Consider the following 14,344-nt stretch of genomic DNA (forward strand, 5'->3'; position numbering starts at 1 on the left):
CGTGTGTTTTCCGAAAAGCGATCAGGCGATCAGGAGGAGGGCGTCGGCCCCTCCATCTGGTCACTGATCCACTTCATGGGGTCTTCCATGTTCTTGAGGTACGTGGCGCCGTTGTGGGTGCCGCCGGGTATCTCCCACGTCTTGGTGTGGACCGGGCCCTTGCCGTAGGTCGCCGTGAACTTCTTGACGTCGGCGATCATCTTGGCGTTCTCCTTCGAGCCGTACTGGAAGGCGATGTAGACGTCCTTCCCCTTGGTGGCCGCCAGCTGCTTGGCCAGCACCTCGGGGTTGTTCTCCGCCTTCTCCTTCTCGTGGCCCCGCCACAGCGGCGAGTCGGGCACGACGTCCGGGCCGTTGGCGATCGCGGTCTTGAACTTGTCGGGGTGCTTCAGCACGGACTTCAGGCTCGCGAAGCCGCCGGTGGAGGAGCCCATGTAGCTCCAGCCGTCGCGCGACTTGATCGTGCGGAAGTTGGCCTTCATCAGGTCCGGGACGTCCTCGGTCAGCCAGGTGCCCATCTTCGCCTGGCCGGGGATGTCACTGGCGTCCCAGTAGATGCCCTTGTCGTCCGGGCCGGGGTTGAGGATGGGCATGGCCAGCAGGAACGGCTTGCTCTTGTTCTCCTGGTACCACTTGGAGATGCTCTTCTCCAGCGAGAGCTTGTCCGGGCCGAACTCGCCCAGTGCCCAGTAGTTGCTGTCGTTCCCGGGTCCGCCGGGCAGGGCGACCATGACGGGGAAGCCGCTGGAGGCGAACTTCGGGTCGTCGGTGTACTCCTTGGGCGCCCACACCCACACCTTGCCCTTGAACCCGGACTTCTTGCCGTCCAGCGTGACGACGCTGACGTGGGTGCCGTCGGCCAGCGTCTTGACGTTCTTGAAGGACGCCTGCGGGCCCGTGGGCATCAGCGTCTTCGCGTCGGCGCCCTTCCCACCCTCCCCACCACCGGCCTGGCCGTAGCTGACGGGGTCGCCCTTGTCGGTGAACGGCGGGATCTCGTAGTAGCTCATCACCGGCCAGGCGATCAGCCCCAGCGTGGCTACGGACGCCACCGCAACGAGCCATCGTCGGGCACGGCGAGCACGGTTGCGGCCGCGGGACTGGTAGGCCCCGGTGGAGGGATTCGTCATCGTGGTGCTCCGGCAGACAAAGGCGGTCAGTTCTGTGCCTGCAGATGTACGAACCAGGGCCGAAGGTTCCGGAATCTCCCCCTCAACCCGCTCCTGATACGAAATGCTCATAAAGCCCCTCGCGCGGACGCGGGGGCTTCAAGGAGGCCGGCCGCGGGGTCAGCGGACCGGCTCGACCAGGACCGTCACGATGCGGTTCCGGCGGCCCGCGGACGCCTCCGCCGTCAGGCGCAGGCCCGTGAGGCCGCCCGGCTCGGCCAGGCCGTACTCCGCGAGGTCCACCTCGGCCACGGCGCCCGCGATCGGCACCCGGCCCAGGGACTTCGCCAGCAGGCCGCCCACCGTCTCGACGTCCTCGTCGTCGAGCTCGCCGAGGCCGTAGAGCTCGCCCAGGTCACCCAGGTCGAGCCGCGCGGTCACCCGGTAGCGGCCCTCGCCGAGCTCCTCCACCGGCGGCAGCTCCCGGTCGTACTCGTCGGTGATCTCGCCGACGATCTCCTCCAGGATGTCCTCGATGGTGACGATGCCGGCGGTGCCGCCGTACTCGTCGATGGCGACGGCGCAGTGGTTGCGCTGCTGCTGCATCTCGCGCAGGAGGTCGCCCGCGTTCTTGGTGTCGGGCACGAACACGGCGGGCCGCATCGCGGTCGACACCAGCTCGGACTCCGCGTCCCGGCTGATGTGCGTCTTGCGGACGAGGTCCTTGAGGTAGACGAGGCCCACGATGTCGTCCTCGCTCTCGCCGGTGACCGGGATCCGGGAGAAGCCGGAGCGCAGGGCGAGGGTGAGGGCCTGGCGGATGGTCTTGCCGCGCTCGATGACGACGAGGTCGGTGCGCGGCACCATCACCTCGCGCACCAGGGTGTCGCCGAGCTCGAAGACGGAGTGGACCATGCGCCGCTCCTCGTCCTCGATGAGCGACTCCTTCTCGGCGAGGTCGACCATGGCCCGCAGCTCGGCCTCGGAGGCGAAGGGACCCTTGCGGAAGCCCTTGCCGGGCGTGAGGGCGTTGCCCAGGAGGATCAGCAGCTGCGGCACCGGGCCCATGATGCGGGCGAGCGGCAGCAGCACGTAGGCGGCCGCCGTGGCCGTGCCCAGCGGGTGCTGGCGGCCGATGGTGCGCGGGGAGACGCCGACGGCCACGTAGGAGACGAGGACCATGACGGCGATGGCGACGGTCAGCGCCTGCCAGGTCTGCTCGAAGCCCTGCAGGCAGACGTACGTGACGAGCACACCGGCCGCCATCTCGCAGGCGACGCGGACGAGCAGCGCCACGTTGAGGTAGCGGGTGGGGTCGGCGGCGACCGCCATCAGCCGGGCGCTGCCCCGCCGCCCGGACCGGACGGCCTCCTCGGCGCGGAACCGGGTGGTCCGCGCGAGGCCGGCCTCGGCGCAGGCGGCGAGCCAGGCGACGACGAGGAGCAGGACCGCGACCGCGATCAGGCGCCCGGTCACGTGATCGTCGGGGCCGGGGAGGGCCCCTCGATCCCGCGCTCGGCGCGCCAGCCGTCGACGATGGCGGCCTGGAGGCCGAACATCTCGGCCTTCTCGTCGGGCTCCTCGTGGTCGTAGCCCAGCAGGTGGAGGACGCCGTGGACGGTGAGCAGCTGGAGCTCCTCGTCCATGGAGTGCCCGGTGGGCGCGTCCTCGCCCTGCTTCTTGGCGACCTCGGGACACAGCACGATGTCGCCGAGGAGGCCCTGCGGGGGCTCGTCGTCGTCCTTGGCCGGGGGACGGAGCTCGTCCATCGGGAAGGACATCACGTCGGTGGGCCCGGGCAGGTCCATCCACTGGATGTGGAGCTGCTCCATGGCTTCGGCGTCGACAACGATGACCGAGAGTTCGGAGAGCGGGTGGATGCGCATCCGGGCGAGGGCGTAGCGGGCGATGTCGAGGACCGCCTGCTCGTCGATGTCCGTGCCGGATTCGTTGTTGACGTCGATTGCCATCGTGTTCTTACCGGGGGGTGCTTTCGTTTCGGCTGTCGTACTGCTCGTACGCGTCGACAATACGGCCGACGAGCTTGTGCCGGACGACATCGTTGCTGGTGAGCAGGGAGAAATGGACGTCCTCCACCCCTTCGAGGATCTCCCGCACCTGGCGCAGGCCGCTCTTCGTACCGCCGGGGAGGTCGATCTGGGTGATGTCGCCCGTGATGACGATCTTGGAGTCGAAGCCGAGCCGGGTCAGGAACATCTTCATCTGCTCGGGGCTCGTGTTCTGGGCCTCGTCCAGGATGATGAAGGCGTCGTTGAGGGTGCGGCCGCGCATGTACGCCAGCGGCGCGACCTCGATCGTCCCGGCGGCCATCAGGCGCGGGATGGAGTCGGGGTCGAGCATGTCGTGCAGCGCGTCGTAGAGGGGGCGCAGGTACGGGTCGATCTTCTCGTAGAGCGTGCCGGGCAGGAAGCCGAGCCGCTCGCCGGCCTCGACAGCGGGGCGGGTCAGGATGATCCGGTTGACCTGCTTGGACTGCAGGGCCTGGACGGCCTTGGCCATGGCCAGGTAGGTCTTGCCGGTGCCCGCGGGGCCGATGCCGAAGACGACCGTGTGCTTGTCGATCGCGTCGACATAGCGCTTCTGGTTGAGCGTCTTGGGCCGGATGGTGCGGCCGCGGCTGGAGAGGATGTTCTGGGTGAGGACCTCGGCGGGGGTCTCCGGCCCCTGCTCCTCGTTCCTGAGCATGGCGATCGAGCGTTCCACCGCGTCCTCCGTCATCGGCGCACCCGTGCGGAGCACCAGCATCATCTCGTCGAACAGGCGCTGTACGAGGGCGACTTCCCGCTGCTCCCCCGTGGCGCTTACCTCATTGCCCCGTACGTGGATGTCCGTCGACGGGAACGCTTTCTCGATGACCCGCAGGAGGGAGTCCCCGGAGCCCAGGACCGTCACCATGGGGTGCTTGGCCGGGACCGTGAACTTCGCCGTCGCCTGCGGTCGTATGGGTGTCTGAGTCATGGGCCGGCCCTCTGGCCTGCTCATCGCCTCTTTTCTGCATTCCGGTGTCCGGAGATCCTTGGAATACCAGGGTACGACGAAGCCTCCGGCGGCCTGAGGGGTTTTCCCGCCCGGGGCCGGGCCCCCGGGCGGGACGGGGGCTAGGGACGGCGGAAGCCGAGCGTGGGGACGGCCCGGCGCAGCGGCCAGGGGCGGACGGCCGCGGGCAGCAGGCCGTCGAGGAAGGCGTAGCGGCGGCGGACGGCCGGGGTCTGGTCGTCGTAGGAGCGCACGTGCTTCCACCAGGCGGCGATCTCGACCCACCCGGGTGCGGACAGCGACCCTCCGAATTCCTGTACGGACAGGGCGGCCGTCAGCCCGGCGAAGGCGAGCCGGTCGGCGAGCGGCCAGCCGGCCAGGGTGCCCGTGACGAAGCCCGCCACGAAGACGTCGCCGGCGCCGGTGGGGTCGAGCGCCTCGACGGCGATCGCGGGGACCTCGGCGCTCTCCCCCGTGCTGCTGTCGACCGCGAAGGCGCCCTTCTCCCCCATGGTGACGACGGCGACCGGCACCTTCTCGGCGAGGGCGCGGGCGGCGGCGCGGGGGCAGTCGGTGCGGGTGTAGCGCATGGCCTCCTCCGCGTTGGGCAGGAAGGCCTCGCAGTGCTCCAGGTCGGCGAGGTCGGCCGGGTCCCAGCGCCCCGTCTCGTCCCAGCCGACGTCGGCGAAGACCCTGCTGCCGCGGGCGGCGGCGCGGGCGATCCACTCCTCCTGGCGGCCGGGCACGAGCAGGGCCACGCAGGCCCGCGAGGCCGGCGGGCACTCGGGGGCGGGCACCCCTCCCCCGTTGCCGGGCGGCGGCGCCTCGTGCCCGTGGGAGACCATCGTCCGCTCGCCCTCGTAGGCCATGGAGACGGTCACGGGCGAGTGCCAGCCGGGCACCTTGCGGGAGAGGCCGAGATCGATCCCCTCCCCTTGTGCGAGCGCCTCCCAGCAGTACTCGCCGTACATGTCGTCGCCGAAGGCCGCGGCGAGGGAGGTGCGCAGGCCCAGCCGCGCCAGGGCGGTGGCCATGTTGGCGATGCCGCCGGGGCTCGACCCCATGCCCCGCGCCCAGGACTCCGTTCCCCGCACGGGGGCCGAGTCCAGGCCCGTGAAGATGATGTCCAGGAAGACCGTTCCGGTGAGGTACACATCGGTGGGCGGATCGGCCTCCGAGCGGACCTCGGCCAGCGGGTCGAGGACCGGAGCCGCCCCCCGGAATCCCTCGAAGCCCTCCGTGCGCTCGCCCGGGCAGTGCCCGTCCCGTAGGTCCTGCAGATCCTTCAGGTCCTTATGGGGGGCCGAGTGGGGCGAAGAGGTCGTCATACGCGCTCGCTGCTCCTCTCACGGGGTGCGGATCCGGACAGTGTGCCCGATGCTGGGGTACCTTCCGGAATATGAGGCTGACGATTCTCGGCGGTGGCGGGTTCCGGGTGCCTCTGGTGCACCGGGCCCTCCTTGACGACGCGCGGCGCGGCACTCCGGGCCGCTGTACGGAACTCGTGCTCTACGACACCGATTCCATGCGCATGAGAGTGATCTCCTCGGTGCTGGCGGCCCAGGCCGAAGGGGTGCCCGGCGCCCCCTCCGTGCGCCTCGCGCACAGCCTGGACGACGCGCTGCGCGGCACCGACTTCGTGTTCTCCGCGATCCGCGTCGGCGGCACGGCCGGCCGGGTGCTGGACGAGCGGATCCCCCTGAGCGAAGGGGTGTTGGGGCAGGAGACGGTCGGCGCCGGCGGGGTCCTGTACGGGCTCCGCACGGTGCTGGTGGCCCTGGAGATCGCGGAACGGGTGGCGGCGGTCGCGCCCGGTGCGTGGGTCATCAACTTCACCAACCCGGCGGGCATGGTGACGGAGGCGATGTCCGCCGTCCTGGGCAGACGGGTGATCGGCATCTGCGACTCCCCCGTGGGCCTGGTGCGGCGGGCCGCGCGCGCCGTCGGAGCCGACCCCGATCGGGTGAGCTTCGACTACGTGGGCCTCAACCACCTGGGCTGGCTGCGGACGTTGAGCGTCGACGGCGTCGACCTGCTGCCGCGCCTGCTGGCGGACGACGCGGCCCTCGGCTCCTTCGAGGAGGGCAAGCTCTTCGGCGCGGACTGGCTGCGCGCCCTGGGCTCCCTCCCCAACGAATACCTCCACTACTACTACTTCCGCCGGGAGACGCTGCGCTCGGTGCTGGAGTCGCCGGAGACCCGCGGCCAGTTCCTCGACGAGCAGCAGAGCGGCTTCTTCGCCCAGGCGGCGGCAGCCCCGGACCGCTCGTACGAGCTGTGGGAGCGCACCCGGCTGCAGCGCGAGTCCACCTACATGGCCGAGAGCCGCGCGGCGAGCGGCGGCTGGCAGCGGGACTCCTGCGACCTGGACGGCGGCGGCTACGACAAGGTGGCGCTCGCGCTGATGGCGGCCATCGCCCGGGACGAGCCGGCCCGCCTGATCCTCAACGTGCCCAACGGCACGACCGTCCCCGGACTGGCCCCCGAGGCCATCATCGAAACGGTGTGCGAGGTGACCGGCGAGGGCGCGCGGCCGCTGCCGTGCGCGCCGCTGCGCGAGGACCAGCTGGGGCTGATGCTGCAGCTCAAGGCGGTCGAGCGGGCCACGATCGCGGCGGCGGTGCACGAGGACCGCGACGCGGCGCTGCGCGCCCTCGCCCTGCACCCACTGGTCGACTCGCCTGCGGTGGCGGCGCGGATCCTGGAGCGGGCCGGGCGTAGGGCCGTTCGGCGTACGGGAGGGGACACGTCACCCCTACCCGCGTAGACAATGCTTGACCTGCACTCGCCAAGGCCCTAGCTTCGCGCTGCACCGCCTTTGCTACTCAGGAGTACACACGTGCAGCTCAGCCTTGCGTCCAAACGCGCCCGCATCGCCGCGGCCGGCGCCGCCCTCGCCGTCGGCGCCGGCCTCTACACGGCCGGCGCCGCCAGCGCCGAGCACTCCGTGCCGCGCACGGACAAGGAGATCCCGAACCTCACCAAGGTGACGGACAAGATCAAGGCCTACTACGGCGACACCGTCGACAAGAACGGCCAGCACTACGCCTCGCCGGACAGCAACTACGCCAAGCAGGTCGCCGACATCCAGAAGAAGGCGAAGGCGCAGCTGGAGAAGGCCGTCAAGAACCAGTCCGGCTCCGGCAAGAAGGGCGCCCCGAAGCCCGCCATCGTCCTGGACGTGGACGACACCACCCTGCTGACCTACAACTACGAGCTCCAGCAGGGCTTCCACTTCACGCCCGAGTCGCAGGACGCCTACCTGAAGTCCACCGACATGGCCCCGGTCTTCGGCATGCCGAAGCTCGTCAACTGGGCGCAGTCCAAGGGCATCACGGTCTTCTTCGTCACCGGGCGCGACGAGCACCAGCGCGACTGGAGCGTGCGCAACCTCAAGAACGCCGGCTACAAGCCCGCCGCCGACACCGCGCACTTCTTCCTGAAGAACAAGAAGACGCCGCCGGCGTACCTGCCGTGCGGCGCCACGTGCACCACCGTCGAGTACAAGGCGGGCACGCGCAAGCACATCGAGTCGCAGGGCTACCGCATCGTCGGCAACTTCGGCGACCAGTACAGCGACCTGCAGGGCGGCTACGCGCAGCACACGTACAAGCTGCCGAACCCGATGTACTTCCTGCCGTAAGGGTTTCCCCTCCGGCCCACCGTGCTCCGGGCACCGCGTATCTGGTGCCCGGAGCACGGCGCGCAGGGCTTGGCACCGTCAGTGCCGAGATGCGTCACGCTTGAGCGCTTCCCAAAATGGTGAGTAGGACACCGCCGTCTGCCGAAAAGGCGTCGGAGGCTGCGATGAGCAAGAAGCGAGGAAGACTGTCCCGCGCTGCTATGTCGCCACTCCTCGTCCCTCGGGTGTGGGCATGGCGCACAGCAGGTTTCGCGGTGGCTCTGACACTGCTGGTCGCCATGTGGTGGGCAGGGGCCGAGCACACCAAGCCGCGAACCCTTGCATGGGAGGCGACGCGGGGATGGTCATGGCTCCATGTCCTGTCCGACTGGCTCGCTCGACTCTTTTATGGTCTGTCCTCGCTCATCAGCGGCGACAACATCTCGCTTGGTGGCCGGCTGGCCTGCCTGGCGCTCGCCCTGCTCTTCCTGTACGTCGCCTGGCGGGCAACGCGCTCCTCACTCGCCTACCGGCCTGGGCCGGTGAACGTGGAAAAGTTGGTCGACTCAACGTCCGGGGCAACCACGCCACCTTTGTTGGAGCTGACCGCGCAACTCAGCAGACTCCTATCCGAGAATGCCCTCTACTCACCCACGACCGTTCCCTCGGACGTGCCCCCGACCGCCTTTCTCGATATTTTGGGCGACGTCGATCTGGAGAAGCCCGGCTCCTCTATCCCGCGTGCACTCGCTCGGCTGCACCCGAAACTCACCTATAAGGTCAGTGGCGTGCTGCACCTCAAGAGCGAGGGGGCAGAACGTTACGGCATGACTGTGACTCTCACCGCATACGTGTTCAGCGGAGCTCAGGCGACGACAGTGTGGGGGCGAGACTGGGACGAGGTCGTGAACCAAGCCGCGAACTGGGTAGTGGCGGCACTGCTGCCGATCACAAAGGCTGGTAGGCGGCCACCCTGGCGCGACTGGTGGGCCCGCAAGCTGCCGACCGAGCTCTTCACCGCATACCAGAAAGCGAAGTGGCTGAGTCATAATCAGCGATTCGATGAAGCTCTGGATCTCTATTACGAGGCCCTGAAATACGATCCACAGAATATCTACCTGCGGGCCGAGATCGCAGGCACCCAGGAGAAACTTGGTTTGCACATAGACGCCCTCGATACCTGCCAGGGGGCGCTCGCCCTCGATAATCAAAGCCCGGACAAGTACAGCAAGCGACTATGGCTTCGCAGAAGCCTACGCCCGACCAACTTCCGATACCTCGGACATCCGCGCCGGTTTGTTGAGTTCTTCGGTGTCCGATACCGGAATGCCGTGATCCTTGGATCGCCCGAGGTAACAGCGGAACAATGGTTCGACCTCAGTGGTCACGTCCACAGAACCGAAGAGCGGGAAAAAATCCGGAAACGGCTGCGGCCGACCATCGTAGATCGCTACTGGCCTGCCGCTGTGGACTTGGCGCTCAACGACCTTCCAACAGTGGATAACCGCTGGTTCGCTGCCACCTACGCTCTCGACCGGCCGTCAGAATTTGAAAAAATTAGGATGAACAAGCGTCGGGTCGAGGAGAACGCGAAGGAGTGGCTCCGGGAGCAGCTTACCGTTGTCGGCGCCGACGGATACAGACGCAACAATACGAAGCAACGCAAAGTTGCCGTGGTGTTCCAGAGGGCTTGCGCCCAAGAAATGTACCGGCTTGCCCGGGACGATATTCATGCTCGCCTTGCGCACTTCACATGGCTCCTCTGGCTCGCCAGGATTCTGTGCAGGGCATTTCCAGGCTACAGCCAGGAGGTTCGCGCGCCCTACGTCAGTACTCACACCGTTCTGACAATTAACCGGGACGTATGGGCCCCGCTTCGACTGGCATGGGCATCCAGCGTAATCGACCGGCCCGGCCGCCGGGCCAAGCCGGCGATCCCGCACCGGCCGACGCGGTGGCGGGGAAGAGCCTTTACGCGAAAGGCAAGAGTAATCACATGGAATACGCCTCCCAAAAAGCTTGAGAGAAGACTTAGGAAGAAACTGAGCCGCCTCCGCCTATCCCCGTTCTCCTGGCCCAGCCGTGAATGGCAGGATCACTACACGGCTGCATGCGTGTACTCGATCGCCATGGAGAGGCGCAAAGATTTCACAGAACCGAACAATGAAAACTGGCACAAAGAACTGGCGGATCGAGCAGTCGGGCCCTACTAAGGGCAGAAAGCGGATACACAACGGTGGAGCGATCTTGGATGCTCTCCGAGGATCCTGACTTGGCGGCTCTGCGTGGGCACCCAATCTTCAAGAACTTTGAACAGACCGCGTACCCGAACGCTGAGCCGCCCGGCGACGGGCATGCGCTCATGGAACATGACGATCGCATGGCCAGGTACGACCATCAGTTGATGCGAAGCACCGCGGAGATAATGGAGTCCGCATGGCTGGAACGGGGGCACAGGGCCCCCGCCGACATCAAGCTACTGGCCGAGTGGCTACATTCCGAGGAAAGGATCTGGGAACTGCTGAGAGACGTCGCCACCGGACGTGCACGACATTGGCCCGACCGTGTCAAACTCATCAAAGCTGTCCAGAAATGCGATCCTGCTACAGCCACACAGAAGAAGTATCCGCCGCGCATAAGTGACTCTCCCAATGACGGCGTCAGAAACATCGACGAGACCCTCAAGCAACTGGCGGCTGACCTGGCTCCCCAAGACGGCTCCATCGTCGAGCGCAGCCGTACGTGGTCCGCGACGCTGGACGACGCTGAGGCTGCAGGCGAGATTTCCATGGACAAGTACTCAACACGCAACCTATGCGCGCACTACGCCGCAGCGTGGCTGAGGCTCCGCATTTGGATGGACTCCGGCCAGCACCTGGAAGTGTTCCAGCAGGCGATACGGCATATCCCCGAGCCGAAACGTCGTGCGGCGATGGACCCCGAGTTCATCCGGATCACCATCAGCCGTAACTGAGCAACCGCCGAAGGCACATAGACTCCGGATGCTTGAGCTGTAACGACGCCAACCGATCTGGCGAACTCATCGGCCTGCAGCCGCGCTCAGCGCCGCTTGGGCACCGGCACCCGCATCAGGTCCCGGGCGACCGTGAGCTCGCCCTCGAAGCCCGCCGAACGGGCCTGCCGTTCGAAGACCTCCGGGTCGTCGTACCGCTGCGAGAAGTGCGTCAGCACAAGGTGCCGCACTCCCGCGCCGGCGGCGACCCGGCCGGCCTGCCCCGCCGTCAGGTGGCCGTGGTCCGCGGCGAGGGCCGCGTCCTCGTCGGTGAACGTCGACTCGATGACGAGCATGTCGCAGCCCTCGGCCAGCTCGTCCACGCCGTCGCACAGCCGGGTGTCCATCACGAACGCGAACCGCTGCCCGCGCCGCACCTCGCTGACCTCGTCCAGCGTGACCCCGCCGACCGCGCCCTCGCGCTGCAGCCGGCCGACGTCCGGCCCGCTGATGCCGTGCGCGGCGAGCCGCTCGGGGAGCATCCGCCGCCCGTCGGGCTCGACCAGGCGGTAGCCGTAGGACTCGACGGGGTGCGAGAGTCTGCGCGCCTCCAGGCGGTAGGCGGGCCCCTCGTACAGGACCCCGCCCGCGCCGGAGACGGGCTCCTCGGCGAGCTGGACCGTCTCGCGGTAGGCCGTGGCGTACCGCAGGCGCTCGAAGAAGCGCTTACCGCTGCGCGGGTAGTGCGCGGTGACCGGGTGCGGCACCTGGTCGAGGTTGATGCGCTGGATCACCCCGGCGAGGCCGAGGGAGTGGTCGCCGTGGAAGTGGGTGACGCACAGCCGGTTCAGGTCGTGCGCGGCCACCCCGGCGCGCAGCATCTGCCGCTGCGTGCCCTCGCCTGGGTCGAAGAGCAGGCCCTCGCCGTCCCAGCGCAGCACGTAGCCGTTGTGGTTGCGGTGGCGCGTGGGCACCTGGCTGGCGGTGCCCAGGACGACCAGTTCACGTACGGACAAGGGGTGCTGCCTACCCGGGGGGCCAGTTGAAGCCGCGGCCGCCGAGGACGTGGGCGTGCGCGTGGAAGACGGTCTGGCCGGCGCCGGCGCCGGTGTTGAAGACGATGCGGAAGCCTTTCTCCCCATTCTCCTGCAGGGCCACCTCGCCCGCCTCGCGCAGCACGTCGGCGGCGATCCCGGGCTCGGCCGCGGCGAGCGAGCCCGCGTCCGCGTAGTGCACCTTGGGGATGACCAGGACGTGCACGGGCGCCTGGGGGTTGATGTCGCGGAAGGCGACGGTGGTCTCCGTCTCCTTGACGACGGTCGCGGGCACCTCCCCCTTGACGATCTTGCAGAACAGGCAGTCCGCCTGCGGTTCTCCCGCCACCGGTGGGCTCCTCACGGGTCGTCGGCTCGTCGGCTCGGTCTCGGCTCCTACGGTCCGGATGTTACCGGGCGGCCTCGGCCCCCTTCTCGCGGGCGGCTTTCAGCCGCTTTTCCTTCGCCTTCTCGGCGGCGTCGCGCTCGTTCCGCCGCTGGGCGGCCCCGTACCACATGGCGAGCACCACGGGCACGCCGCCGATCCACACGAGCGCCTGCTCGTAGCCCCGGTCCGTCCAGGGCACGGTCACCAGCAGCACCGCGCAGAGCGTGCCCCACAGCGAGTGCGCCACGGCCAGCTTCGCGGCGAAGGCGCGCCGGATCACCGACAGCAGGGTGATCTGGGCGCCCCGCGGGAGCTTGAAGTACGTGCGCCAAACGCACAGCCCCCACCCCACGCACATCAGGAAGAAGAACCACATCCGGGCGCCGAGCGGCGCGGGCAGGGAGGTCGGGTCGTCGCCGGTCGGGAAGGCCCGGGAGGTGACGGCGGCGTACAGGAGGCAGAGCAGGGCGACCCAGCGGGTGCGGCGCACCAGGCGCAGGGCGACGTCCTCCAGCTTGGCGACGATGTACGCGCTGCCGGGGTCGGCTCCCAGAGCGGCGGTGTACTCCCTGGCCAGCTCCGGCAGCCTGAGCTCACGGGTCTCGTCCTTGAGCCCGGCGAGCACGGCGCGCGCGTCGGCGTCCTCGGGGGCGAAGCTCAGGACGTCGCGCATCACCTGCTGCGCGCCGGCGTTGTCGCCCATGTCCAGCAGGACGTAGTAGCGGGCGAAGTGCGAGGCCGCGACTTCCGGGCCGAGCCGCACCGCTTCGTCGGCAGCCCGGAGCGCATCCTGGAGGTCGCCCGCGGCACGCAAGGCCGCCGACAGCGACTGGTACGGGGAGGGGTGGTGCGTGTGCAGTTGCACCGCCTCCCGAGCCGCGGTCACCGCCTCGTCGACCCGGCCCAGGCGCCACAGCGCCTCGCTGCGCAGCATGTGGGCGTCGCCGTGGTCCGGGTTGACGCGCAGAGCGTTGTACGTGAGGAGCTCGACCGCCGGCCACTTCTGCATCCGGTAGAAGCAGGAGGCGGTCAGGACCAGGGCGGCGGGGTCGTGCTTGTTCTCCTCGCTCTCGTTCATGTAGGCGAATAGGAGGTCGCGCGCGTCCTCGGTCCGGCCGAGGGCCAGCAGCGCCTCGGCACGGGCGACGGTGGGATGCTCGCCGCCGTACGGGGTGTCACTCACGCTCAGAGCATCCTCTTCTTCTTGAGGTACGCGAGCAGCTCGTCGTACTGGCCGCCCTCGTTGGCGAACTGTGCGACCCTGCGGGCGGAGTCGAACCACGGGCCGGTCGACGCGCGCACCTGGCCGAGGACCGCGAGCAGGTCGTCGGTCTCGATCATGCGGGCCCGGCCGGTGCGGACCGAGTCCATCAGGGCGCGCTCGGCGGCGCTCTCGCACAGGTGGCGCAGGTCCGCGCCGGAGAACCCGTCCGTGCGCTTGACCAGCTTGCGCAGGTCGATGCGGGCCACCGGGCGGTCCTTGAGGTGGTGGCGCAGGATCGACTCGCGGGCGGGCTCGTCCGGAGGCAGCACCAGGACCGTGCGGTCGAGGCGGCCGGGGCGGCGCAGGGCGGGGTCGACGTCCCAGGGATGGTTGGTGGCGGCGAGCACGAACAGGCCCTCGTTGGCCTGGGCGTCCACGCCGTCCAGCTCGGTCAGCAGCTGGTTGACCGTGGTGCGCAGGCCGGAGTGGCGGATCTGGCTGCGCTTGGCGCCGAGGGCGTCCAGCTCGTCGAGGAAGACGACGCAGGGGGCGTTGCGGCGGGCCGTCTCGAAGAGCTCGCGCAGATTGCGCTCGGAGTTGCCGATCCACATGTCGAGGACGTCGGTGATGCTCACCGTCATGAAGCGGGCGCCCAGCTCGCCGGCGACGGCGCGGGCGATGTACGTCTTGCCGCAGCCGGGCGGCCCGTACATGAGGAGTCCGCCGCGCAGGCTCTTGCCGTAGAGCTTGCGGAGCTCGGGGTTGCGCATGGGGGCCAGGAAGGCGGCCTCCAGGCGCTCCTTGACCTGCTCCATGCCGCCGACGTCGGCGAGGGAGAGGCCGGCGGTCTCGACGTCCCAGGCGCTGGCGGCGGCGGGGTCGTCGTCGCCGTGGGCGGAGAGGGGCTGCGGCTCGGGCTCGGACGGCTCTACGAAGCGGGGCGGGATGACGTCGGAGAGCTCGTCCTCGGCCTGCTTCCAGTCGTAGCGGGGGGCTTCGGCGGGGGCGGGGGCTGCTGCTTCGGCGGGGGCGGCCGG

Annotated in this window: 13 protein-coding genes; 4 read left to right on the forward strand and 9 right to left on the reverse strand. The window is 68.8% G+C overall.

Annotated elements, in window-relative coordinates; genetic code table 11:
* Positions 1–29 precede the first annotated feature (29 nt).
* From IF61_RS0125570 to IF61_RS0125590, 5 genes are all read right to left on the reverse strand, one after another.
* Positions 30–1,052, reverse strand: coding sequence for an alpha/beta hydrolase (locus IF61_RS0125570; protein WP_030368890.1), 1,023 nt, complete (start codon positions 1,050–1,052; stop codon positions 30–32).
* A 237-nt stretch (positions 1,053–1,289) separates the two neighbouring features.
* The gene (locus tag IF61_RS0125575; protein ID WP_030368891.1) at positions 1,290–2,585 is read right to left on the reverse strand and encodes a hemolysin family protein; all 1,296 of its coding nucleotides are present in this window, start codon (positions 2,583–2,585) and stop codon (positions 1,290–1,292) included.
* Positions 2,582–3,079, reverse strand: a complete 498-nt coding sequence (ybeY, locus tag IF61_RS0125580; protein WP_030368892.1) for an rRNA maturation RNase YbeY — start codon at positions 3,077–3,079, stop codon at positions 2,582–2,584. Before ybeY ends, IF61_RS0125575 begins: the two co-directional genes overlap by 4 nt.
* Positions 3,080–3,086: 7 nt before the next feature.
* A complete protein-coding gene (locus IF61_RS0125585; protein WP_030368893.1) occupies positions 3,087–4,088 on the reverse strand; it encodes a PhoH family protein in 1,002 nt (333 codons plus the stop codon).
* A 140-nt stretch (positions 4,089–4,228) separates the two neighbouring features.
* Positions 4,229–5,434, reverse strand: a complete 1,206-nt coding sequence (locus IF61_RS0125590) for a carbohydrate kinase family protein (RefSeq protein ID WP_078660490.1) — start codon at positions 5,432–5,434, stop codon at positions 4,229–4,231.
* A gap of 71 nt (positions 5,435–5,505) precedes the next feature.
* Here IF61_RS0125590 and IF61_RS0125595 point away from each other — a divergent pair, with 71 nt between their 5' ends.
* From IF61_RS0125595 to IF61_RS0125605, 4 genes are all read left to right on the forward strand, one after another.
* On the forward strand, positions 5,506–6,873 hold the full coding sequence (locus tag IF61_RS0125595; protein ID WP_052393026.1) for a 6-phospho-beta-glucosidase: 1,368 nt from the start codon (positions 5,506–5,508) through the stop codon (positions 6,871–6,873).
* Between the two features lie 72 nt (positions 6,874–6,945).
* Positions 6,946–7,749 (forward strand): HAD family acid phosphatase, encoded by an 804-nt coding sequence (locus IF61_RS0125600; RefSeq protein WP_030368896.1) that lies wholly within the window; start codon positions 6,946–6,948, stop codon positions 7,747–7,749.
* A 254-nt stretch (positions 7,750–8,003) separates the two neighbouring features.
* A complete protein-coding gene (locus IF61_RS35990) occupies positions 8,004–9,941 on the forward strand; it encodes a tetratricopeptide repeat protein (RefSeq protein ID WP_157848663.1) in 1,938 nt (645 codons plus the stop codon).
* Positions 9,942–9,979: 38 nt separating this feature from the next.
* A complete protein-coding gene (locus IF61_RS0125605) occupies positions 9,980–10,702 on the forward strand; it encodes a hypothetical protein (RefSeq protein WP_030368897.1) in 723 nt (240 codons plus the stop codon).
* Positions 10,703–10,788: 86 nt separating this feature from the next.
* Here the strand turns inward: IF61_RS0125605 and IF61_RS0125610 are convergent, their stop codons facing one another.
* The 4 genes from IF61_RS0125610 to IF61_RS0125625 form a co-directional block, all read right to left on the reverse strand.
* Positions 10,789–11,697: a ribonuclease Z gene (locus IF61_RS0125610; RefSeq protein WP_030368898.1), complete on the reverse strand. Its 909-nt coding sequence runs from the start codon at positions 11,695–11,697 to the stop codon at positions 10,789–10,791.
* A 10-nt stretch (positions 11,698–11,707) separates the two neighbouring features.
* Positions 11,708–12,064, reverse strand: a complete 357-nt coding sequence (locus IF61_RS0125615) for a histidine triad nucleotide-binding protein (protein WP_030368899.1) — start codon at positions 12,062–12,064, stop codon at positions 11,708–11,710.
* A 61-nt stretch (positions 12,065–12,125) separates the two neighbouring features.
* Positions 12,126–13,286 (reverse strand): tetratricopeptide repeat protein, encoded by a 1,161-nt coding sequence (locus IF61_RS35475; RefSeq protein WP_030368900.1) that lies wholly within the window; start codon positions 13,284–13,286, stop codon positions 12,126–12,128.
* Positions 13,287–13,288: 2 nt separating this feature from the next.
* The coding region (locus IF61_RS0125625; RefSeq protein WP_030368901.1) for an ATP-binding protein at positions 13,289–14,344 on the reverse strand (1,056 nt) is incomplete at its 5' end.

The organism is Streptomyces roseoverticillatus (genome assembly GCF_000719265.1).
GTDB classification, from domain to species: domain Bacteria; phylum Actinomycetota; class Actinomycetes; order Streptomycetales; family Streptomycetaceae; genus Streptomyces; species Streptomyces roseoverticillatus.